Below are 20,557 nucleotides of genomic sequence, written 5' to 3' on the forward strand. Positions count from 1 at the left end.
TCATGTGTTGTCCCCTTTAATTCCCGCTTATTTAAAGATCTGATGCAATTTTACGTTCAACAGCTGGTGAGGTGGTTCCGGTTCCTGGATTAACGCCTTTGGGTTGATAGGCTTCGTTAAAGACGCATAGGACATTTTTTCCCTGTCTTAGGGTGAAGCGTGCGCTAATGGCATGGACAATCACCATGTTGCCTCTTGTGGTTTTGGGAACCAGCGATTCTGTACCGTCATTGTTGACAATATAAATGGCAGGGATTTCTTGGTTGTCGGGAAAAGAAAATGTTGTTGTTTTGCCGTTGTCATAAACAGAGGAGGGTTCAAGAGTGATAGAGCCTTGAGCGGTGTAAGCCCAATTGCGTGGTCCATAGGTTTCAGAAGCGTTGAAGATACCATCAATCTGTTGGGATTGTTTTTTTTCTTGTCGCATAAGGGCTGCAAGTCTTCTTTGTTCTGCTTCCTCTTGTGGGTAGCGGAATTTCACAAGGAAATATGTTTCTTGTCCAGAGGAAATTTCTCCATCTTTAATGATGAGTTCAAATTGATAAGAGCGCTTTGAGCCATCAAGCTTTGTGGTGACGACTTGGAGATTGGTAATGGGTTGGACTTCTCTTGCCTTTAGAAAAAGAATATTCCCTGCTGGTGCAACTTCCCATGCAACGCTGTTGCCAATCGCTACATGAGCAATTTCTTCATTGGCAGAAAATTCTATTTGTACGGATGAGCGTATGGAGCCAATAATTTTTGTGACATTATAAGCATCATAATTAATAAAGCGAATGCGGCTATCGCTTGGCGCGCGGGTGGGAAAAACGCTGGCATGGCTTATATTCATCAAAGAAAAGGCAACAGCCATGTTGAGAATGAGAAAAAGAAATTTTTTTTTCATGATCAGTTGACCACTTCCGGATCGGTTCTATATTCATTAACAATAAACCCTAGAGGATTTATTAAACGGTTTTGGACAGAGATAGGGGCATTGATATATTCAAAGGTAAGTGTTGAGACCCAGTGTGTGATAAATTCTTTGTTGTTCTCGTTATCACGGACGGTTTTGTAATAGCGTACCTGTGCGACATCATCATTGATAAAGGAGATTGATTTTATTGTTATTGTAACGGCGGCATGTTTATAGAGAATTTGAGGGCTTTGGGGGTTTCTTGCTCCATACCAGCTGGCGAATCTTTGCTGTTCTTCAGAAGAAGAGAGAAGAGAGACGGTTTGGAAATTATGCTGTGTTTCTTCTGTGGTGAAACCTTCACGGCAGCGGACGTATTTTGCGGCGAAGTAGCGTGTGATGGCTTCGTCGACGTTTGTGGGACCTTCTTTTAAGGCTTCTACGACTTCAACAATGCCGGTTGAATTGTCGACGCGAATGACAAAGGGTTCCACGGTTTTAAGGGGCGTGAGGGTGATGACCGCGAGAGAAGACATTATTGCAACAGCAACCGCGATGCCGGCAATGGTAAGGGAGACGCGGGTGGTGCGGCGTGAGGCGAGCATGCGGTCTTGATCAAACGAGCGCGCTTCGGCAATGTATTGTTCTACTTCTTTTTCTTTCATGCCTTTTTTCCGCAATCTTTGTAGGATTTTATTTCTTCATCCGTTAATTTTTGTGTGAGCAGCATTTCCAATTTGCCCTCTTTCATGGGGGAGGGTGTGTTGTTACTGATGATGATGGGCGTGGGCGTGGGGTTTTTCCCTTCCCAATTCCACATCGATCTGTTGAGTGGACGTTTAGAATATCCATCACATTTTGGGAGTGACTTCAGTGTGTTTGGTGAAGACATACAGCCACTGAGAAAGAGAAATGGTAAGATAATCCCAATTTTTTTAAATTCCCGCATTTTCATTTTAGCCCTTTTTTAATAGTGATGCTAATTTTTTTACACCCTTCATTATCGTGTTGGCTGCAAATTTAGCAGCGCGAAAAGCTTCTTTCCCAGCGCGTTGCGTTCCCGTTATTGCACTTGTGAGAGAAGCGCCCCCAGAGGCTAAAGCTGATGCTATATCAGGTAATTTTATGAAAAGGTAACAACCACAAAAGCTAACAGCTGAGAAATTAATTAAGGAAAGCATCATATCTTTAAGGCTTTCTGAGAAGATTTGCTTTGCAATATTGACATACATACCGCCAAGCAATACGACTAATACCTGCAAAATGATGAAGTTTGCTGTTTGACCTAACCATGCTTCTGTAAAACGCCTTGTTGGAGAAAACAGACCAAGGCTTATAAAAAGTGGTCCTATTGATAGGACAAGAAATAAACCAAGTTTAGCGAACATTGAGACGATAAAACCAATTGCAGAAACTATAATACCATCCACTAAACAGCAAAAACCAGCAAGCCATGTCACAAGAAACTTACCCGTTTCAGTCCATCCTGTGTACTGATCTGATGCGTCAAAAACGTGTGCACCAGCTTGTCTTAACATGTTATCCCATACATTTTGATCCGAGTGTGCTGCACCTTGTGTGACATTTGCAATGGCATTCGGCAGATCATTGAAAAATATATCCCTGACCCACGCATTATAAAGAGCAGTGTTTGTGGCAAGTGTAACAATGATGCCAAGTTTGAAAGCTGTCGTTATAAATTCCCATAAGGGTGTGGAAGAACGCCCATAGATGATATTGTACCCCATAAATATAATGTAAATTGTACAAGATGCTTTAAGCGGGGCACTTAAACCCAATGAAAGATTACTAATAGTTTTATCCATTACATCTTCAAGAGACTGCGTTACAAAATTATTCATATCAGTAAATATGGTTACATTTTCAAATGCCATTGCATATCCATTCTATCAAATTTTTGAAAATATGATTATTTCTGATTTAATTATTATCTTGTTTTTGTTCAGCTCGTTCTTTTGCTTCTTGTTCGGCTTTAGCTCGTTTTTTAGCTTCAAATTCAGCTTTCCATTTATTATACTCAGCTTTTTGTTTCGCCAGAAGCGCATCCATACCTTTCTTACGCTCTTCTGCCGCTTCACGAGCTCTTTCTTCAGCTTGTGCCTGACGTTCTTTCTCAAGCTCTAAAAATGCTAACCGCATGTTTTCACAATTTTTTGAAGTCCCTGCGAATCCACATTTAGCATCCCACTCTAAGCGTAAATTTTTATCTTTTTTAAATTCTGCTACACTGTGGGTTTTTTCACATCCAGCAGTGATGAGCCCTGTGCAAAGTAGCAATGTTGTTATGAGAACTTTATTCATAGATATTTCCCCTTCTTTCTTTCAGTTTTTAAAGTTTGAGCACAATCTTTAAATTATGCTTGTGTTATCGGTTGTTTTACAACCAGTGATGATAAATCTAGGGCACTGACATATTGTTGCCATAAATATAAGCCTAAAATACACAAGGTTTTTTAAGTTGAGCAGCTAAAGCGCATAAGAGATTCAAGGGTGAATCGCTGTCTATACGAGGATATTTGCTTTTTATTGCCATTGAGATGCTCCGCTCTTCATTATGTCTTAATGGTTATTTTGTTGTTCTTCTGCAGCGCGCTCTTTTGCTTTTTGTTCAGCAAGGAATCTTTGATTCTCTTCTCTCATTTTTTTAATTCTGGCTCTCATTTCAGCTATATCTTTTTCATCTCTTTTGCGATTGTTCTCTTCCGCTTGACGCGCTCTTTCTTCTGCTTGTGCCTGACGTTCCTTATCAAGTTCTAAAAATGCTAACCGCATGTTTTCACAATTTTTTGAAGTTCCTGCAAATCCACATCTAGCATCCCACTCTAAGCGTAATTTTTCATCTTTTTTAAATTCTGCGACGCTGTAGGTTTTTTCACATCCAGCGGTGATGAGCCCTGTGCAAAGTAGCAATGTTGTTATGAGAACTTTATTCATGATTAATGACTGTCCTGTTGTTGTTTTGCTTTAGCGCGCTCTTCTGCTTCTCGTTCGGCTTTTTCTTCAGCTTCAGATAATTTACGGAGATTCTCGTCTATTTCTCGCTGTAGTTTTTCAAGATAAGCGCGTCCTTTAGCTTCATTTTCAGCTCTCCGTTTTTCATATTCAGCTGCCCGTTTTCCAGCTTCGGCTTCCCATTTTTCACGTTCAGCTTTTCTTTTAGCTTCTTCTTCTTTTTGCTTTTTTTCCCATTCTTCTCTACGTTTACGGTTTTCTTCTTCAGCCTTTTTCCTGCGTTCTGCCGCAAGTTCGTGATCGGCTACTCTTACATTTTCACAATTTTTTGAAGTTCCTGACCATCCACATCTCACAGCCCATTCTTCAAATAATTTTTTATCTTTTTTAAATTCTGCGACGCTGTAGGTTTTTTCACATCCAGCGGTGATGAGCCCTGTGCAAAGCAGTAATGTTGTTATGAGAATTTTATTCATGATTAATGACTGTCCTGTTGTTGTTTTGCTTTAGCGCGCTCTTCTGCTTCTCGTTCGGCTTGTTCTCTTGCTTTTTTTTCAGCTTCCCATTCTTCTTCAGCCTTTTTCCTGCGTTCTGCCGCAAGTTCGTGATCGGCTACTCTTACATTTTCACAATTTTTTGAAGTTCCTGACCATCCACATCTCACAGCCCATTCTTCAAATAATTTTTTATCTTTTTTAAATTCTTCTACGCTGTAGGTTTTTTCACATCCAGCCGTGATGAGCCCTGTGCAAAGTAGCAATGTTGTTATGATGATCTTGTTCATATTCAAATCCCTCTTTTTTCTCGTTTATTGACCACGCAGTGTTTTGGCTAAAGCTTTGTATCGTGCTTTAAATTCTTCCATTTCACGTTGTTTTGCAGCTTTTTCTTCTGCTTGTTGAATCATCATGGCGGCTTGCATTTGGAGTATTTTTGCTTGCAGGTCTGCTTGTACCGCTGCTAATTTTGCTTGAATGCCTTGAATTTTACCCGCATCTTTAGTACTTCCAAGTTCATCAAGGAGCTTGTTAATGTTTTTTTGTGTTTCACTGGCTTCTTCGTAGACATCTTGGCCTTTTGCCGCTTGTCCTATCGTGTTCTGTTGCGCTTTTTTCACTTCCTGTGCGTAAAAAGCATCAACTGCCTCTTTTGATCCAGCGCCCCCTGAGGGCTCTTTGTATAAGAGTTCTTCTTGCCACTTTTGCGTGTTTTTGCTGCCACCACCGCCGCCGCCACCGCCACCGCTGCTGCCGCCCATCGATTGTTGAAAGTGGTTAAAGTCAGAAGGGAGGGCGCCACTGTTCCCTTGCTTGTTAAACATGTCTTTTAATCCAGAGATGTCAGGCTTGACATTTAAGGATTTAGCGAGATCTTGCAATTGTTTAAGCTGACCTTTCAATTGATTAAGCTGTTCAAGCCCTTGTTTAAAAGATTGAAGATCGAATGTAGCCAATTGTGCAAATGAATTGGTTGTTAAACCAAAAGAAATTGCGCAAAGGGCTGTTGCCAATAAAAGTTTTTTCATTGTTTTGACCTTTCTTGGAAAAGAGGAAGCCATTTTTCTGGAGATTGTCCAACTTCATCTATAATGGTCTCTAAAAGTTCAATGTTCTTGGTGGTGCCACTTAAAATGGCTATTTCATCATCAAAGCCCCGTAAGTTCAGTTCTGCGACAACTGAACTTTGTCCTTGCTTGATGAGAAAACGCCGTGACTCACGGCTTAATTCTGCTTGTATCAGGTTAAATTCTCTGTCCGATAATTTAAAACCTTCTACATAATCCCCATGGTTCCCCTTCTGGTTGGGAAAATAAATCTGTGTTGGACATTGCTCTATAATGGTGTGTGCAATGGTTGAATTAATCGCATCTTTGGGAGATTGTGTTGCAAACAACATCAAACCATTTTGTTTACGAATAGTCTTCAGCCTGTCTTGCGCAAAGGCTTTAAAGGAATCATCCTCTAGCGCTTTCCAAAACTCATCAATGACAATGATAATACGACGCCCATCAATCAAAGACAAAATCCTATGAAAAAGATACATCATCAAGGGTGGACGAATTTCATTATTGTCTAAAAAATCCGTCATGTCATAACCAATAAATTTTGCATCAATGCCAATGTCATCATCAGGATTGTCAAAAACCCACCCTAAAGCATTGCCTTTACACCATCTCTCTAAACGACCCGCTATCCCCTCTCTATGCGTGGTGTCAAAAAACATTTGTAAGGCCGATATTGTCCGTTGTTCTTTGGGTAGTAAGGCAAGTTGGTCAACAGCAGCAGAAATATCTTGTCTTTCTGATTCACTGATCTTTTGATCTTCAGAAGAAACAAGCTTGATAATCCATTGCCGTAAAAAAACTCTATCTGCTGGATTGTTATAATCTAAACCCTTAAGCGGCGCTATGCCCGTTGGTTTACCATTCTTCAAAGGCATATAAGTGCCACCACCAGCCCTCACAAAAAGTTCTGCTCCGCGATCTTTATCAAAAAAGACCATATTGGGATCATGCTTTTGAAGTTGCGCTAAAAGAAAATTAACAATAACCGTTTTCCCAGAACCAGAGGGACCACAAACAAACGTATTGCCTAAATCTCCAAAGTGAAAGTTAAAATAAAATGGTGAACCAGCAGAGGTCTTCATTAGTGCGACCGCTGGTCCCCATACATTGCCATCTATTTTCCCAACCGGAAAGGAATGAAATGGAGAAAGCGCTGCATAATTGCGGCTTGTTATCGCACCAGAACGCGTGCGATAAGCATAATTGCCAGGCAATTGTGCCCACCAAGCCGCCGCTAACCCTAAATCTTCCCGCGCAATGACAGCCCCACCATCTGTAAGACGAGAACGCGCTTTGGCAAGATTATCCGCTAACTCTTGCGGCGTATCAGCAAAAACTGCCAATGATAAATGATGCTCCCCTAAAACAAAACGATTGGATTCAAGATCATCAAGCGCATCATCCAGTTCCATAATTTGTGAACCTGCTCGATCTCCCGCATTGACCATTTGATTCTGTTTGCGCCCCATAATCTGTTTGGCAGCATTTTTGCTCTTGAAAACAAAAGATTGGGTGAAAATAAATTCAAAGGGAAGGGTGAGCAAACCATCCGCCATGCCTACCCTGGTTTTTGCTGGATATTCTTTCCAGCCAAACATGCCCGCAAATCTCTGTCCTGACTCAGTGCGTATTTCTATGATCTCTTTCCCGAAAATAAGACGGTCTGAGTAAACAGTCGAAGCTATCGTTCCCCATGTGAGAGGGATACGTTCACGACGACCTCCCACCAATTGGTGGATAAACTCACTTTGCTGCGAATAAATATTGCCTTCATGTTCATAAAGACTCAATCTTCTTGCACCATAGCGCTCTAAATTTTGAATAAGATCTGTGGTAATATCTTCAAGTTTGCGAACGGACTCTGCATCAACTTCTGTCTTTTCTTGCTTGGCTTTGCCTAAACGTTTGAAAAACTCCACTAATTTATCCGTTTGATCAACGTGTGGATTCCACAAAATCGAAAGATAAAGATCATTGCGATAAAGCTCCTGAGAAACCATCCTCTCGCGATATTTATCATCTAATTGCTTGGCAAATGCTGATCTAAAAGTACCATCCGGATAAATCGTTTCACGCTTTCTGATAATATGGCTATAAAGCGCTATCCGTTCATCCGCAATGTTTTTAAACAGATTGTTGAGCTGTTCGTGAAGCACATTCAGATCAATAATATCCGCTGTCTCAAAGTTAATCCCTTCAAGTTTAATAACGCTCATGAGAGCGCGTGAATCCAGCGCAATGATATGCTTGTTAACATGGCGCACGTAAGGGATAATCGCCTCTGGCTGCTTTTCACGCTTGCGCTCTGTTGTTTTCATTATAATTCCTCATAATTACGAATTAATCGTAATGGAGAAATACTTCCCCCACCCCATAGACTAGAGTTTCTGGCAAAAATACTTGTCTTTTGCCATGTCAGAAGAATACGAAATTTGTTATGGTCATGCTTTAGGATTTCCTTGAATATGAAATGCAGCATCACACCAAAGGTTAGAAGAAAAATATTGCCTGCCATAATGAACAATATCATCGTTCCTATCCCATTTAATCCCATAGCTTCCACCGTCACGCCTGCAATCATGGCAGGGCGTGTGCAAGCAAGAAATAGCGTATCTTCTGTTAGCTTTTCGTGCTCTTTCATGGCTTTGAAAGGCAAAGTTTAACTGGACAACATTGATACGATTTGCGATGCACCCATAACAATGCCGATGCCAACACAAACAAAAAAAGCTTTACGCATTTCAACATAACCAGCAATCCAGGCAAGCCCAATACCAGCAACCGCAATGGTGGCAATTGATGTTGCAATTTTTCCTGTTAAAGCTTTAATTATTTTATCAAGAGCGCCTTCAATTTTTCCGAAGTCACCAGCGGCAAATGCTGGTTCACTCAGTACAATGAAGGCAATAAACAACATCAATGCTGTTGTTAACCATTTCTTTTGTGTATTGGATAAAAGACCTTTTTCTAAGGTTTGTTCACGACTGAACGAATAATTCATGTTTTTCATGAAAATTCCCCCGCTTTATGTTTAAGTTAATCATAAAATTAATAACTAAAATATTAATCGGGAATCATATAAATGAAAAAAATAAATTTTTCTATCTATAAATTAACAATATTTAATCTTTTCTCAGTTAATGAACAATAAAATATAGTAATATTCAAAATGATACTTTTAAAATGTTTTCGATTAGTGCTTAAATATCTTATCTTAACGTCTATTATTATTTTTGCTGTAATCTTTTATTTGAATCAGCATACTGAAAAATTTATGCAATCTTCTTTTTTTAAAGGACCAGAAAAAACAATAGAAACCACTGTTCAAAATCCAAAGTTAAAATTGACCGATTACAAAAACCAACACGATGTAAACCAACAAGATGCGGCTTTGCACCCAGAACCATTCGCATCACAATTTTATGAAGAAAATGTACCAGTCTATTCAGGTGCTATACAGGTAACGAGTGGTGTTACCTTTAAAATGATCACGCTCGTAGATGAGGGATGGAGAAAAAAGATCGTCCGCAATATTCGACTATATGGTGTGGAATCCTGTGAAACACGACAGTTTGCCTTACGCAATGGAATTAAGTGGCCATGTGGTGCTTTCGTCACCGCGTGGCTTGTCTCAAAAACAATTGATAAAAATGTTACGTGTCGCCAAGCACGTGTCATTCAACAGGTTCATTATGCACAATGTTTTGTGGATGGGGTTGATCTTGCACGGTTGGGGCTGACAGAAGGCTTAATGGTTTTGACAAAAGATCAGCATAATTTCCCATCACCCGCAGACTATAAAAACTTACAATCTGCTGCTCAAAAAGCAAAAAGAGGCTTGTGGTCAAGCAAATTTGAAACACCTGAAGATTGGCGAAGAGATCACGGAAGCTATAATCCCATTGACCATTATTGATAAAGCGTCCTCTTAAGCGCTATTTAATTTTAATGAAGACAATATTCTACTGCGAATCTTAACAGGTAAAAGTTGATCACAATCCATATAGATCTTGATGGACAACGCTCGTTATGGAAAATTGTTGGGTTTAAAGCTTGCTTTTTGCGTATAGGTTGTTTACTACAGCGCTATGTGGGAGTGCGTTTCCTCGGCTTATGTCATTTCGTTTTGCTTTTTAAATGAAAAGCTTTTTGCCTCTCAAACTCTTAATAATCGCCCCCCAAAATCATGACATCAGATCCGCATTTAATGAAAGGGAATTACCAAGCTTTTGGAGGGAGAGACAAGGGCACCCTGTAAAAGCACACCATTAGGCGCACGTGCTCTTAACCAATAACCAAAAGGCTTTTCTTGTCCTTCTCACGCAACTTTGAAATCATGATTAAAGAGAAAGCTTATAGGGGGTATAAATAGCACTTTATAGGTATCATAGGTGTTAATCGAAAAAACTAGAAAGAAAATTGCAAACCCTAGTTTTATCGTGTTGAATATTTTTGTATTGCTTTTACCTTGACATGCTTTTTTCAAAGCTACGAGTTGTTTCCAAGAGAGGGAGACACAATGGCAAAAAAATAAAAAACCAACTGCGTTAACAGAAGGGGTTCTAAAATACTTATACGGTGAATTAAATTCTTCGTACTTCCTAATTTAATTTATCCTATTATGCCGTAAATACCGTTGTGTAAAGCGATGATAGAAGGCATGAAAAGCTTTATATATTGAATGTTTTTAGATATCGTGATCAGTATTTAGGGCAGGGTTTGTCTGACGCGCTTATGGAGTAACAAGCCTACACCATCACCCGCTTTGCCTGCTCATGGGTGTTGCGACAGACCTTGGCACTAGAGAGGGTTCATAAGAGCTATGTTTAGTCCTTTCTTATACAAATTTTATCCACACACTCATCCCGCTTGTAACGTGCAAGCGAATAGTTTTGATTGATTTAAGATAAACAGGTTTGAAATGAAAGAAGCTTACGATATTCGGGGCTCTTATTCAATATACAAAACAGTTAATTATCATTATAAATCAATATATTGCATGCTTATGAAGTAAATCGCATGTGTGATCAGCTGGAGAAACACGCCCGTGAGAAACTGGACTGTTGACAGCCCGATGGCTGGTAGGACTCCCCATCCTTTGAGGTGTGGGGAGGAAAAGGTCAACGGATGTAATCTGCAAGAGAGATTTTGTGGAAAAGGGATGTCTTTTACATTTTTTTGCCTCCAGTAGAGAGGTTTTAAGCAAAAAAACATTAAAAACAACCTATGTGTATGTCACGGGTGACATACACATAGAACATAAAATCCTTAAACATAGCTGTAGTTGTAACAAAATAAATGTTCAGATTATTTTGAACACACTCAAATTTTAAACGTGATTTCCAGTTACAATAAAAAAGCTTATGAAAAAAAAGAGACGAGCAAAATATCAATCGAAATAACATTTGCTTCAAAAGGGTGTACATTGCTTCAAATTAAGCCGGAACTGTTCGCTAAGGCATTGCCAAATATCACCCATATTTCTCAAATAGGCGCTTCAATCTGAAAATAATTTAATTGGGGCTATGGGCTTTTTACCTAAAATGACCGGAATGTTCCCTCGCGTTGTAGAAGAGAAAAAAACGATGGGGCTTTCAAAAAGCCACTTACGCTATTGGAATTATTGTCGAAAAATATTACCGGCAACGCATCCAATTACTAAGGCAGATATCTGTATCAACATATTGGCTTATAATGATAATTTAGCATTGTTCAACTTGAATTAGAACCCCAAATAACATGAGGATTTTCTCATTTAAAATCTATTCTATGTTAAATCAATTAAAATTACTTGGTTTGCACGTCACAAGTGGGTAGGTCATGTGGGTAAAAACTATACAAGAAAAAACTCAAAATGCCTCGGATGAATTGTTTTAAGTGCTAAGAGCTGTCTGCCAACACCCACGAGCTGGAAAAGTGGGTGGGGGGCTGGCTTTGCGTCGTGGCATGATTGCTAAAAAATCGCGGGGAATTATATCTGGAAAGATTATTTTTTGTTTTGATGAATGTGGAGGGAACTCATGATATAAGGGCCAAAGAAAATATAATCCACCTATTGAGAGGTGATTAATGAGGCTCTCATGATGTATACACTGAAATATATGCAGATCTTCTTTAATTTTTAAGGGAAGAAAGAGGTTATTAGGAATCCCTGAGGGCATATACCACCTCTTTTTCCGAAAGAAAAATATATGACGACTTATTGTTTGTGAAGAGAATACTTAAAATCTTTCACTTAACTTATTAAGCGATTTATTAGAATATACGATTCCTTTAAAGTTCATATCACCAATTTTATTAAAGGCTGAGTAACTTTAAGCGTAGAAAAGTTTAATATCGGATGGTTGATATGAATTTATTTTTAAAAAAGAGTCCGTTATCTCTTTTTTTTTCCCTCTTTATTTCTAAAGTTGGCGATTATGCTTATGAAGTTGTTTTTATTTTACTTGTCTTAGAATTAACAGATAACTTCTTTTTTACAGGTCTTGTGTATTTTTTTCGATTTATCCCTTTTCTCTTTTTTGGACCTATAGGCGGTTGGTTAGCGGATAATTTTTCTTTGAAGAAAAATATGATCTTAAGTGAACTGGTGAGATTATTCGCCTCATTATTCGTTCTTATAACCACTATAACAGGGACCGCACATATTATTGTACTTATTTTGGCAGCAATATGTACAACAATAGGAAGAAGTATTTTCCAACCAAGTTTTCAAGCGGCTATCCCGAAAATGTTTCCAATCAATGATCTGACAAAGGCAAATAGCATTGCACAAATTATAGACGAAACGGCATCTGTAATCGGCCCTTTAGTTTGTTCCCTATTGCTTCTTTTCGCCAATAAATCGGCAGTTCTCATTTTTGATTTTTTTACCTATCTTATATCTATTATCGTGTTATTTAATCTCGTGAATTTAGATTCAAGCGAAAATAAACCATTCAATTTTATAAAAATTTATCGAGAAACCGCTTCCTATCTTCAATATATTTCTACTGAAAATAAACATTTATTCATTACGCTTGTTGGTTCAGCGGTTGCTATTCTCTTTACGGGTGCAATTTTAAGATTTTTAATTCCAGCTTTTATTCTTTCTGTAGGTGGAGAGGAAAGATTTGTGAGTTATATTTTTTCTCTCATGGCTGTTGGAACGATTATCGGTGGATTGTTCTATAGTAAAATTATATTAAATGTTACATCGTTGAAGCTCATGATATTTTGGCTTCTTTATGGGATTATTCTGTTTGTTATGCCTTTCGTTGTAATGCTTTCTTTAAAACTAATTTTAGGACTAGCCTTTATTTTAGGATTTACTGGTGCATTTGTAGACATTAGTTTAGTCTCAGCTATTCAATTATATTCTCGTCGTGAAGATTTTGGTAAGAGTTTTGGAACCTTTTCAACGTTAGCAAACTCTGCTGAAGCGGTTTCTGGGTTTATTGCTGGACTTTTTGCACTCGTGGGAGTTGTGAGTTCTTTTTTAGCGATGTCTGCATTCGTTATTTCCACTGGAATGATTGGTGTTATAAAAATTAAGATAAATAAAGATTATAATACGCCGACCGTAGATGATGATCATTGATATATCTCTATGCTGTTTCTTTTTTCTAAGATGGTTTATTCATTATATTTGAAACAAAAGTATTTATATTTATAACTGCTTTTTGATGCGTTTACGTAAAGTGGTGTTAATTTGCCAGATTTTACAACAGTTGCTTTGTCTCTAAAAGAAGAGGTTAAAACAATAATGATTAATACAATATCTGGAAGGAGGATAGAGACATAGAATATAGAAAATGAGCAAAAAGCGCTTAAATTGGTTCTGTAAGTCGTGGGCAATTGATTGGATTAGTTAATCAATGAGAATGCGTTTATTTTATCCTATTATGCCGTAAAACACTGTTGTGTAAAGCGGTGATAGAAGGCATGAAAAGCTTTGCATATTAAGTATTTTTAGATATCGTGATCAGTATTTAGGGCAGGGTTTGCCTGACGCGCTTATGGAGTAACAAGCCGACATCATCACCCGCTTTGCCTGCTCGTGGGTGTTGCGACAGACCTTGGCACTAGAGAGGGTTCATAAGAGCTATGTTTAGTCCTTTCTTATACAAATTTTATCCACACACTCATCCCGCTTGTAACGTGCAAGCGAATAGTTTTGATTGATTCAAGATAAATAGGTTTGAAATGAAAGAATCTTACGATATTCGGGGCTCTCATTCAATATACAAAACAGTTCATTATCATTATAAATCAAAACCTTGCACGCTTATGAAGTAAATCGCATGTGTGATCAGCTGGTCGAACTTGCTCCGTGAGAAACTGGACTGTTGACAGCCCGATGGCTGGTAGGATCCCCCATCCTTTGAGGTGTGGGGAGGAGGTCAATTCCAAAAAACAACAAGTTGCTTCAACTTATTAAATGAGAACTTTTAACGCAAGCTTTGCTTAACGTTGCGATGTTCATGAAACATGGGGTGCAATCTGAAAGGGATTTAATCAAATCTATGGAATTTTTAGCTACAATGAAGGGAATTCTCCCTCATGTTATCGAAAAAACTAAAAAGACTATAAGAAAGAGTGCTTTCTTTTTTATATAAGAAAGCACTCTTGGGGGGGGGATTAAGGGGCAGCTTTACATATTTTAATTTGAAAAGCTGTCCTTTTTATCTTTTTTCCACAGGAAATAAGTTGCAAGTCCGAGAATGGGAACACTCAATTTGGCAAAAGGGAGATGTTGACTGAGAGCTGCAAGGCTGGAAACAGTCGCATCTGTCATCAGTTTGTGGCGTTGTTCTTCTGTCTTTTTTTGTTGGTCATAGCGTTGATAAGCCTTGAGTACACGGCTCATAATAAGACCTAATCCTGCAAGAGAAAGACAAATTAAAAACATGATACTAGCGGCAGCAAGAGGCTTCATAACAGAACATAACGCAATAAAACCGATGGTACATAAAAAAAGCAAAGACATGAAGAATGAAATGCCAATAAACCCATAGAAAATTGCTTGAAGGCGTACTTGCTTGACTGTGCTTTTAAGCCCTCCACCGACAAGATGGTTTAAAAGAGGAGCGATAAACTTGTGCATTGCTTAACGACGCAGTAATTGAGAAAGAATAAAACCAACGCCTGCTGCAAAAAGAACGCTTTTGCCAGGATTTTTGCGAACGCATTGGTTCAGAGTTTGTTCAAGATCACTGATTTTGTCTTTTGCTTGAGACATCATGTCTTCACCACTTTCTTTCGCTGAGTGATATAGTTTTTCTGCTTTGTCTTTGGCGGCGTTGAATTTGTTTGTCCCCAGATCTGTCAGGGTTGAGGTAATCCCTGAAATTTCATTGCGTAATTTTTCTAACTGTCCTTGTAGATCTTTTTCTGAAGCTGTTTTATTGTGCGGCGTTGTTTTATTCATGGCCATGATATTTTTTCCCTCTCTTGATTCATTATATTTGTATTGGTGTGTTCATAGTGATCATTTGCATTGGAGTGAAAATTTTCACTGCTGGGGTAACGCAAAAAGTTTTTTTTGGTTCCTTTCATTTTGTCGAATTTAAAATTGTTTTTGATAAAATAAATCTCGTCTATAAAATATGCTTTGTCCGTAAAGGGGCTCGTCTGTTGAAAACTGTCTTATATGCTTTTGCAGGAATTTAGCACCATTCTTCAGTTTCTCGTGGCGCAGTTTTTTTATAAAAGTTTTTTAAAAAAAGCAATGTATTGATTTATAATGATAATTTAGCGTAATTCATATTGAATTGAGACGCTCAAATAACGTAAAATTCTCTCATTTCAAATCTGTTTATCTTGCATCAATCAAAACCACTCATTTGCACATAACAAGTGGGATGAGTGGTGTGGATCAAATTTGTATAAGAAAGGATTAAATATGGCTCTTATGAACCGTTTTAAGTGCCAAGGTTTGTCGCAAACATCCACGAGCTGGCAAAGTGTGTGATGGTGCCAGCTTGCTCCTTCATAAGCGTAAAGATGGAGGTGCTCAATAGATTTACCGTTATACCATTCACGGGCGTCGTCGCGAAATGGGATTGGGTGCTCTTTGAGAGATGTTTCTTTAAAAGGCGCAGTAAGACTTGTTTTTTTACTTGGGACAGGAAAAATACATGGTGGTTGCGATTTTGCGGCAGAAGTAATGTCATTTTTATGCTTTTGAAGCAAAGAATATTGCGGCTTTTTGCTCTCTGTGTATTTGGGGGCAACACGCGTTCCCCATGATACTTTTTGTCAGTTTAAGATATTGCGATAGTTCTTTTTTTAAAACGTAAGGTATATTTTTATTTTAGGATAGGAGAGGGATTTCAGTGCACGGGTTGTTAGAGATGTGCATACCCTTTTCTTCAAGAGTTTTATGATATTTTTGCTGCTTGTTTCATGGAAGCAAATATTTTGTTGGCTTTAAAAGAGTTGCTGAAATGAGAGAAGCTTTGCGATATGAGAGATTTATTTAACAGGAATGATGATGAATTGTTTTTATAAATTAAAATATTATATGCGATACTTCTTGTAAGTTTATCATTTTGCCTAATTTATGCAATAAATTGATTGGGTAAGATAAACTTGTTGAATTGTTAGAGAAAAATTTCTTTAGAATTAAGAGGGAGCTTGTGGAATAAAACTATACTTGATTTATCAAGTTTTCTTTCTTAAGAGGAATACATAAGTGACGTTAAAAGGGTAGTGGCATTGTGGAACAGTGATGCTATGCGGGGTGACGATCCAGCTCATAAATAAAGATAAGAGCACAAGAATGTGAGATAAAAATGGAATCTGAAACAGTCCCTTTAGATAAAACAGTCCCTTTAGATAATACGTCTGCTGTATTGACAGTGCATGATTTTTCTCCTTTTTCTATGTTTATGGCTGCTGATTGGGTGGTGAAAGCTGTTATCATTATTTTGTTACTTGCTTCTCTTATGTCGTGGACAATTGCTTTTGTGAAAATTATTGAGATCACTTTGGCAAAACGAAGAGTTCGTCATGAACTCCAATTGGTTCTTAACGCTCAGACTCTTACACGTTTGGCAGCGAGTTTGAAAGAAAGCAAAGGTGCAGGCGTGTTTTTTCTCAAAGAAGTCCTTAAAGAGGTGTATCTTTCTACACAACAGGTTCATTTTTCTGCTCCTGAAGGGATAAATGAAAGCTCTGGTGAGAGAACTAGTTCAAAGGAAAGTGCACAAACGATTGAAGATATTCTCTTTTATGAGAAGAGCGGTCAATATGAAAATGTTTCCCGCGATATTAATGCGCGTGATGTTCATGAAGGTTTAAAAGAAAGGGTTCACTCGCTTTTGTCGCGTTGCTTGCTGGCTGCTACACGCCGTGTGGCATGTGGAAGCACCGTTCTTGCAACCATTGGTGCAATTGCTCCCTTTGTTGGTCTCTTTGCAACTGTTTGGGGAATTATGAATTCTTTTATTGGAATTGCTCAGTCTCAAACAACGCGATTGGATGTGGTGGCTCCTGGAATTGCCGAAGCTTTATTTGCAACAGCTATTGGGCTTTTTGTAGCTATTCCCGCCGTTGTTATGTATAATAGCCTTATGCGTGCTTTGAATGGTTATCGTAGTGATTTAGGCGATATCGCGGCTGCTCTTGAAAGGCTCTTGAGCCGTGAACTTGATAGACAAAGACAACAGAAAAGTCATAAAAAATGAAAGCAAGCCTTAATAATGATTGGGATATAGACGAGAGTGGGTTGCAAAGCGAAATCAATGTGACCCCTTTTATTGATGTTGTATTGGTGTTGCTTATTGTTTTTATGGTTGCAGCGCCTTTGGCAACGTCTGTCATTTCCGTTCAGCTTCCTTCTATCACTCAAGCGCCTTCAGTAGAGCAACCTGATGAGCCTGTTTATGTTACTTTACAAAAAGATCGTTCTCTTTACATTGGTGATCGTCTTGTAGAACAAGGAGCCTTGAGGGAAGCTTTGTTGGGGGAAACTAAGCAAAATTTAGAGACAAAAATTTTAATTAAAGCGGATAGCGAAATTGATTATGGTTTTGTCGTCGATTTACTCAATCAAATACGCATGGCTGGATATCGCAAAATCGGTCTTGTAGGATTGCAAAATTCTCCTCATCTTTCCTCAAGTGGTGTGGTAAATAATAAAAAAACAGGAGTGACAGACAGTGCTGTAGATGGAGAGGGTGGCCATGGGGTGGATCATATGGATGCTCCAATAACAAGTCCTGCGGTAAACGCTAACATTTCTACGATAGAAACTGTTACTGCCCCATGATAACAAAACTGTACAGCTTCTGTTGAAGGAAACAAAGTATTTTCATCAAAGGTGGAGAGCCGATATAGAGTGAAATTGATTGTGGTTTTGTCGTCGATTTACGCAATCAAATACGCATGGCTGGATATCGTAAAATCGGTCTTGTAGGATTGCAAAATTCTTCTCATCTTTCCTCAAGTGATGCGGTAAATAATAAAAACAGGAGTGATTATTGCTTGTAGATGATTTAGGTTGGTGCCATCATACTCTTTGCATCTTTATCGCCCCTTTAATTTCGATGCAACTTTTTGATTTATAATAATAATTCATTGTTTGTATGTTGAGTGAGAGTTGCGATTATCGTAGGATTCTCTTATTCCGAACCTGTTTCATGTTGAATCAATCAAAACCATATCTGTTGCTTTACAAGCGGGGAGAGCCCGTGTGGAGTGAAACTGTATAAGACAAGGACTAAAAATGGCTTTTATGAATTGTCTCAAGTGCCAAGGGCTGTCGCAAATATCCACGAGCTGGCAAATGTAATGATGGTGCCGGTTTGCTTCTTCATAAGTAACAAGTTTCGTACGCTGTGTTCATAAGAAGCATTTTTAATCTTTTCTTTCGTTTTTCCCACTCCATTAGCTGTGCTTGTAATTTGCAACAGATATGGTTTTGATTGATTCAATATAAATAGATTTGGAATGAGAGAAACTTGTCGTATTTGGATTTTTCATTAAAGGTGTAAAAAATAAATTTTCCACTTATGCCATAAAAACATCGTTGTTTAGAGCGGTGATATAAGGCATGAAAAGCTTTAGATATTTAAGTGTTTTTAGATATCGTGATCAAGTATTCAGGGCAGGGTTTATCTCTCGCGCCTTATGAAGTGAACCGCGTAAATGGTCAGCAGATGAAGCTTGCCAAGAGAGGCTGGACTGTTGATTGTCCGGTGACTGGTAGGAATCTTCCTCCTTTGAGGTGTAGGGAGGAGGTCAATCTGATAAATCACTGTGATGTGGAGATTGTATCCATTATAAGCGGTGTGTGAGCTCGAGTTAATGCCAATGTTTTTGTTATGAGAGCGGATGGAAGCATATCAGGTGATAATAAAGTTTTGTATAATGCAAGGAACAACGGTATGGTGGAGAGAGGCTGTTTGTGTGTGATGAGAGGCCAAACAATGGCGCAGACATTGACTTGAATGACCGGTGAGATGACTGTTTGCGCCAGGCGCATTCCCCGTTTTATGCAAGAAGTTTTCTTGGCTACAATTGATGAGAAGACCTTTGACTTTGCCGCGGTCATTACTGTCAATTGTTTTAGGGGGCATGTGATGCACTGTTTTAAAGTTCAAGTCAGAGCGTGGAGGGATGCGTGGCTTTAAAAGCCCAAGGGGTCAATGAAAGAAGGGATCAATGAAAGATGAGATCTGTTGGAATAAGGGCATGCTCTTCAGGTGTAAGAGTGAGCGTTTCTTCTTTTCCAATGGCGGCGTGTAGATTGCGGCGCGTAGATTAAGGCTAGCAGAACCAGTTGTTGTATAATGAGAAAGTTTCCTTGTCTCAACTGCAAGACGCTGAACGGATAACATCATGGGGTATGAAGGCTGAGAAGAGACAAAAGAGAAGAAAGCATGCTTGTTTAGAAGCGCATTTCATGAAAAAGTCTTGGGAGTAAATATATGCTTTCTTGGGCTTTTAAAGCCCAAGGTAATCTAGATGCAGACTGTACGGTGTGTTGCTTTAAGAGAAGTGGTTTTTAAGCTTCTTAAGTGTGCCCCGTTGAACCAAAACCTCCTGTTCCACGGCTTTCCATATGGCTTTGAGGACTGTCTTTTTGTTCTGGTTCAATGGCGCAAACATTGACTTGAATAACCGGTGAGATGACTGTTTGCGCAATGCGCATTCCCCGTTGGATAGAAAAGTCTTCTTGGCCCAAATTGATAAGAAGAACTTTGACTTCACCACGGTAGTCACTATCAATCGTTCCTGGAGTGTTGAGGCATGTGATGCCGTGTTTTAAGGCTAAGCCAGAGCGTGGACGTATTTGTGCTTCAAACCCAAGGGATAAATGAAAAATGAGACCTGTTGGAATAAGAGCACGCTGCCCAGGTGCAAGAGTGAGCGTTTCTTCTTCTCCAATGGCGGCGCGTAGATCAAGGCCAGCAGAACCCGCTGTCGCATAATGAGGAAGTTCTAAATCTTGTCCATGTGCAAGACGTTCAACGAATAAAGTTACAGGGTGTGAAGGTTGAGAAGAAACAGGATTTTCTTGGTTGTTGAGAGGTGCGTTGGTTTTAGTGTGCGGCATGATCAAGGCATTTCCAAAATATGAGGTCTAGAAGAAAATGATACTTTAACAAAAGATACCCATAAAACAAGTCGATGAAGGTTTGTTTATGGAGGTTGTCCCCAGAGCTTGGTTATCATCTCTTGCTAATCCAGAATACTCTACAGCATTATCCAAAAATACTATCAATAGAATTCCCAAGAATGCTAATATATTGATTAATAATGATAATTCACTATTTTTGTATGTTGAATGAGAGTCCCTAATGGTATAAATTTTTCTCTTTTTTGAAGCAATCAGAACCATGTCGCTTGCGCGTTACACGCCGAGAGAGCCTGTGTGGAGTGAATTTATATGAGATAAGGACTAAAAGTGCTTCTCATGAATCGTCTCAAGGGTCAAAAGCTTTTGTCCGTAATATTCAGGGTTAGCAAAGTGTGTGATGGTGCTGGTATATCTCTTCAACCTATTGCTGGAAAGTTTTGCGTTTTATGGCGTTGTTTGCCTAAAAGAACGCGTGCTTTTGTTGTTGCCTGTAAATCAACATCCAACTCTAAGACAGCCGTATGTTTGAGACAAAGATTAAGAGTTATATAAATCAATG

At 38.8% G+C, this 20,557-nt stretch carries 20 protein-coding genes and 3 pseudogenes; 6 read left to right on the forward strand and 17 right to left on the reverse strand.

Features of this window, described 5'->3' with window-relative positions:
* Positions 1-31: 31 nt before the first annotated feature.
* From virB9 to ACFIM1_RS03985, 12 genes and pseudogenes are all read right to left on the reverse strand, one after another.
* A complete protein-coding gene (virB9, locus tag ACFIM1_RS03930; RefSeq protein WP_375609305.1) occupies positions 32-886 on the reverse strand; it encodes a P-type conjugative transfer protein VirB9 in 855 nt (284 codons plus the stop codon).
* 2 nt (positions 887-888) lie between these two features.
* Positions 889-1,560, reverse strand: coding sequence for a virB8 family protein (locus tag ACFIM1_RS03935; protein ID WP_375609306.1), 672 nt, complete (start codon positions 1,558-1,560; stop codon positions 889-891).
* Positions 1,557-1,844 (reverse strand): type IV secretion protein VblB7, encoded by a 288-nt coding sequence (locus ACFIM1_RS03940; protein ID WP_375609354.1) that lies wholly within the window; start codon positions 1,842-1,844, stop codon positions 1,557-1,559. Before ACFIM1_RS03940 ends, ACFIM1_RS03935 begins: the two co-directional genes overlap by 4 nt.
* Before the next feature lie 7 nt (positions 1,845-1,851).
* A complete protein-coding gene (locus ACFIM1_RS03945; RefSeq protein ID WP_375609307.1) occupies positions 1,852-2,790 on the reverse strand; it encodes a type IV secretion system protein in 939 nt (312 codons plus the stop codon).
* 46 nt (positions 2,791-2,836) lie between these two features.
* A complete protein-coding gene (locus ACFIM1_RS03950) occupies positions 2,837-3,217 on the reverse strand; it encodes an EexN family lipoprotein (protein ID WP_375609308.1) in 381 nt (126 codons plus the stop codon).
* Positions 3,218-3,475: 258 nt separating this feature from the next.
* Positions 3,476-3,850 carry an EexN family lipoprotein gene (locus ACFIM1_RS03955; protein ID WP_375609309.1) on the reverse strand — a complete coding sequence of 125 codons (375 nt, stop codon included), beginning with the start codon at positions 3,848-3,850 and terminating at the stop codon, positions 3,476-3,478.
* 188 nt (positions 3,851-4,038) lie between these two features.
* A pseudogene (locus tag ACFIM1_RS03960) lies at positions 4,039-4,344 on the reverse strand (EexN family lipoprotein); the annotation flags it as partial.
* 2 nt (positions 4,345-4,346) lie between these two features.
* Positions 4,347-4,652: an EexN family lipoprotein gene (locus ACFIM1_RS03965; RefSeq protein ID WP_375606514.1), complete on the reverse strand. Its 306-nt coding sequence runs from the start codon at positions 4,650-4,652 to the stop codon at positions 4,347-4,349.
* 24 nt (positions 4,653-4,676) lie between these two features.
* Complete coding sequence (locus tag ACFIM1_RS03970; RefSeq protein ID WP_375609310.1) at positions 4,677-5,393, reverse strand: type IV secretion system protein; 717 nt, start codon at positions 5,391-5,393, stop codon at positions 4,677-4,679.
* Positions 5,390-7,750, reverse strand: coding sequence for a VirB4 family type IV secretion/conjugal transfer ATPase (locus ACFIM1_RS03975; protein WP_375609311.1), 2,361 nt, complete (start codon positions 7,748-7,750; stop codon positions 5,390-5,392). Before ACFIM1_RS03975 ends, ACFIM1_RS03970 begins: the two co-directional genes overlap by 4 nt.
* Positions 7,750-8,073: a type IV secretion system protein VirB3 gene (locus ACFIM1_RS03980; protein WP_375606511.1), complete on the reverse strand. Its 324-nt coding sequence runs from the start codon at positions 8,071-8,073 to the stop codon at positions 7,750-7,752. The genes ACFIM1_RS03975 and ACFIM1_RS03980 overlap by 1 nt, the downstream gene beginning before the upstream one ends.
* An 18-nt stretch (positions 8,074-8,091) precedes the next feature.
* Positions 8,092-8,442 (reverse strand): TrbC/VirB2 family protein, encoded by a 351-nt coding sequence (locus ACFIM1_RS03985; protein WP_375608119.1) that lies wholly within the window; start codon positions 8,440-8,442, stop codon positions 8,092-8,094.
* Between the two features lie 159 nt (positions 8,443-8,601).
* Here ACFIM1_RS03985 and ACFIM1_RS03990 point away from each other — a divergent pair, with 159 nt between their 5' ends.
* The 3 genes from ACFIM1_RS03990 to ACFIM1_RS04000 all read left to right on the forward strand — a co-directional run bounded on the left by ACFIM1_RS03990 (position 8,602) and on the right by ACFIM1_RS04000 (position 13,011).
* Entirely contained in the window at positions 8,602-9,348 is a 747-nt protein-coding gene (locus tag ACFIM1_RS03990) for a nuclease (RefSeq protein WP_375608120.1), read from the forward strand.
* Positions 9,349-11,309: 1,961 nt separating this feature from the next.
* Positions 11,310-11,456: a hypothetical protein gene (locus ACFIM1_RS03995; RefSeq protein ID WP_375615863.1), complete on the forward strand. Its 147-nt coding sequence runs from the start codon at positions 11,310-11,312 to the stop codon at positions 11,454-11,456.
* A 325-nt stretch (positions 11,457-11,781) separates the two neighbouring features.
* Positions 11,782-13,011 (forward strand): MFS transporter, encoded by a 1,230-nt coding sequence (locus tag ACFIM1_RS04000; RefSeq protein ID WP_375609312.1) that lies wholly within the window; start codon positions 11,782-11,784, stop codon positions 13,009-13,011.
* 1,062 nt (positions 13,012-14,073) lie between these two features.
* Here the strand turns inward: ACFIM1_RS04000 and ACFIM1_RS04005 are convergent.
* Positions 14,074-14,517 (reverse strand): hypothetical protein, encoded by a 444-nt coding sequence (locus ACFIM1_RS04005; RefSeq protein WP_375608121.1) that lies wholly within the window; start codon positions 14,515-14,517, stop codon positions 14,074-14,076.
* A 3-nt stretch (positions 14,518-14,520) separates the two neighbouring features.
* Entirely contained in the window at positions 14,521-14,847 is a 327-nt protein-coding gene (locus ACFIM1_RS04010; RefSeq protein WP_375608122.1) for a YqjD family protein, read from the reverse strand.
* A 468-nt stretch (positions 14,848-15,315) separates the two neighbouring features.
* On the opposite strand from ACFIM1_RS04010, the pseudogene ACFIM1_RS04015 reads away from it, so the two are divergent.
* From ACFIM1_RS04015 to ACFIM1_RS04025, 3 genes and pseudogenes are all read left to right on the forward strand, one after another.
* Positions 15,316-15,522, forward strand: a pseudogene (locus tag ACFIM1_RS04015) (integrase); the annotation flags it as partial.
* A gap of 685 nt (positions 15,523-16,207) precedes the next feature.
* Positions 16,208-17,101 carry a MotA/TolQ/ExbB proton channel family protein gene (locus ACFIM1_RS04020; RefSeq protein WP_375609313.1) on the forward strand — a complete coding sequence of 298 codons (894 nt, stop codon included), beginning with the start codon at positions 16,208-16,210 and terminating at the stop codon, positions 17,099-17,101.
* Positions 17,098-17,685 carry a biopolymer transporter ExbD gene (locus tag ACFIM1_RS04025; protein ID WP_375609314.1) on the forward strand — a complete coding sequence of 196 codons (588 nt, stop codon included), beginning with the start codon at positions 17,098-17,100 and terminating at the stop codon, positions 17,683-17,685. The genes ACFIM1_RS04020 and ACFIM1_RS04025 overlap by 4 nt, the downstream gene beginning before the upstream one ends.
* Before the next feature lie 1,075 nt (positions 17,686-18,760).
* Here ACFIM1_RS04025 and ACFIM1_RS04030 read toward each other — a convergent pair.
* From ACFIM1_RS04030 to ACFIM1_RS04040, 3 genes and pseudogenes are all read right to left on the reverse strand, one after another.
* Positions 18,761-18,994, reverse strand: a complete 234-nt coding sequence (locus tag ACFIM1_RS04030; protein ID WP_375608125.1) for a hypothetical protein — start codon at positions 18,992-18,994, stop codon at positions 18,761-18,763.
* 437 nt (positions 18,995-19,431) lie between these two features.
* On the reverse strand, positions 19,432-19,974 hold the full coding sequence (gene dut, locus ACFIM1_RS04035; protein WP_375609315.1) for a dUTP diphosphatase: 543 nt from the start codon (positions 19,972-19,974) through the stop codon (positions 19,432-19,434).
* Positions 19,975-20,420: 446 nt separating this feature from the next.
* A pseudogene (locus ACFIM1_RS04040) lies at positions 20,421-20,546 on the reverse strand (integrase); the annotation flags it as partial.
* Positions 20,547-20,557: the final 11 nt, after the last annotated feature.

This window comes from Bartonella sp. AC158YNML (assembly GCF_042196725.1).
Taxonomy (GTDB): Bacteria; Pseudomonadota; Alphaproteobacteria; order Rhizobiales; family Rhizobiaceae; genus Bartonella.

What these genes read in the sequence shown, in the direction of transcription:
- virB9 (WP_375609305.1), bottom strand. Translation starts at nt 886, where the DNA reads ATGAAAAAAAAATTTCTTTTTCTCATTCTCAACATGGCTGTTGCCTTT.
- ACFIM1_RS03935 (WP_375609306.1), bottom strand. Translation starts at nt 1,560, where the DNA reads ATGAAAGAAAAAGAAGTAGAACAATACATTGCCGAAGCGCGCTCGTTT.
- ACFIM1_RS03940 (WP_375609354.1), bottom strand. Translation starts at nt 1,844, where the DNA reads ATGCGGGAATTTAAAAAAATTGGGATTATCTTACCATTTCTCTTTCTC.
- ACFIM1_RS03945 (WP_375609307.1), bottom strand. Translation starts at nt 2,790, where the DNA reads ATGGCATTTGAAAATGTAACCATATTTACTGATATGAATAATTTTGTA.
- ACFIM1_RS03950 (WP_375609308.1), bottom strand. Translation starts at nt 3,217, where the DNA reads ATGAATAAAGTTCTCATAACAACATTGCTACTTTGCACAGGGCTCATC.
- ACFIM1_RS03955 (WP_375609309.1), bottom strand. Translation starts at nt 3,850, where the DNA reads ATGAATAAAGTTCTCATAACAACATTGCTACTTTGCACAGGGCTCATC.
- ACFIM1_RS03965 (WP_375606514.1), bottom strand. Translation starts at nt 4,652, where the DNA reads ATGAACAAGATCATCATAACAACATTGCTACTTTGCACAGGGCTCATC.
- ACFIM1_RS03970 (WP_375609310.1), bottom strand. Translation starts at nt 5,393, where the DNA reads ATGAAAAAACTTTTATTGGCAACAGCCCTTTGCGCAATTTCTTTTGGT.
- ACFIM1_RS03975 (WP_375609311.1), bottom strand. Translation starts at nt 7,750, where the DNA reads ATGAAAACAACAGAGCGCAAGCGTGAAAAGCAGCCAGAGGCGATTATC.
- ACFIM1_RS03980 (WP_375606511.1), bottom strand. Translation starts at nt 8,073, where the DNA reads ATGAAAGAGCACGAAAAGCTAACAGAAGATACGCTATTTCTTGCTTGC.
- ACFIM1_RS03985 (WP_375608119.1), bottom strand. Translation starts at nt 8,442, where the DNA reads ATGAAAAACATGAATTATTCGTTCAGTCGTGAACAAACCTTAGAAAAA.
- ACFIM1_RS03990 (WP_375608120.1), top strand. Translation starts at nt 8,602, where the DNA reads ATGATACTTTTAAAATGTTTTCGATTAGTGCTTAAATATCTTATCTTA.
- ACFIM1_RS04000 (WP_375609312.1), top strand. Translation starts at nt 11,782, where the DNA reads ATGAATTTATTTTTAAAAAAGAGTCCGTTATCTCTTTTTTTTTCCCTC.
- ACFIM1_RS04005 (WP_375608121.1), bottom strand. Translation starts at nt 14,517, where the DNA reads ATGCACAAGTTTATCGCTCCTCTTTTAAACCATCTTGTCGGTGGAGGG.
- ACFIM1_RS04010 (WP_375608122.1), bottom strand. Translation starts at nt 14,847, where the DNA reads ATGGCCATGAATAAAACAACGCCGCACAATAAAACAGCTTCAGAAAAA.
- ACFIM1_RS04020 (WP_375609313.1), top strand. Translation starts at nt 16,208, where the DNA reads ATGGAATCTGAAACAGTCCCTTTAGATAAAACAGTCCCTTTAGATAAT.
- ACFIM1_RS04025 (WP_375609314.1), top strand. Translation starts at nt 17,098, where the DNA reads ATGAAAGCAAGCCTTAATAATGATTGGGATATAGACGAGAGTGGGTTG.
- ACFIM1_RS04030 (WP_375608125.1), bottom strand. Translation starts at nt 18,994, where the DNA reads ATGCCCCCTAAAACAATTGACAGTAATGACCGCGGCAAAGTCAAAGGT.
- dut (WP_375609315.1), bottom strand. Translation starts at nt 19,974, where the DNA reads ATGCCGCACACTAAAACCAACGCACCTCTCAACAACCAAGAAAATCCT.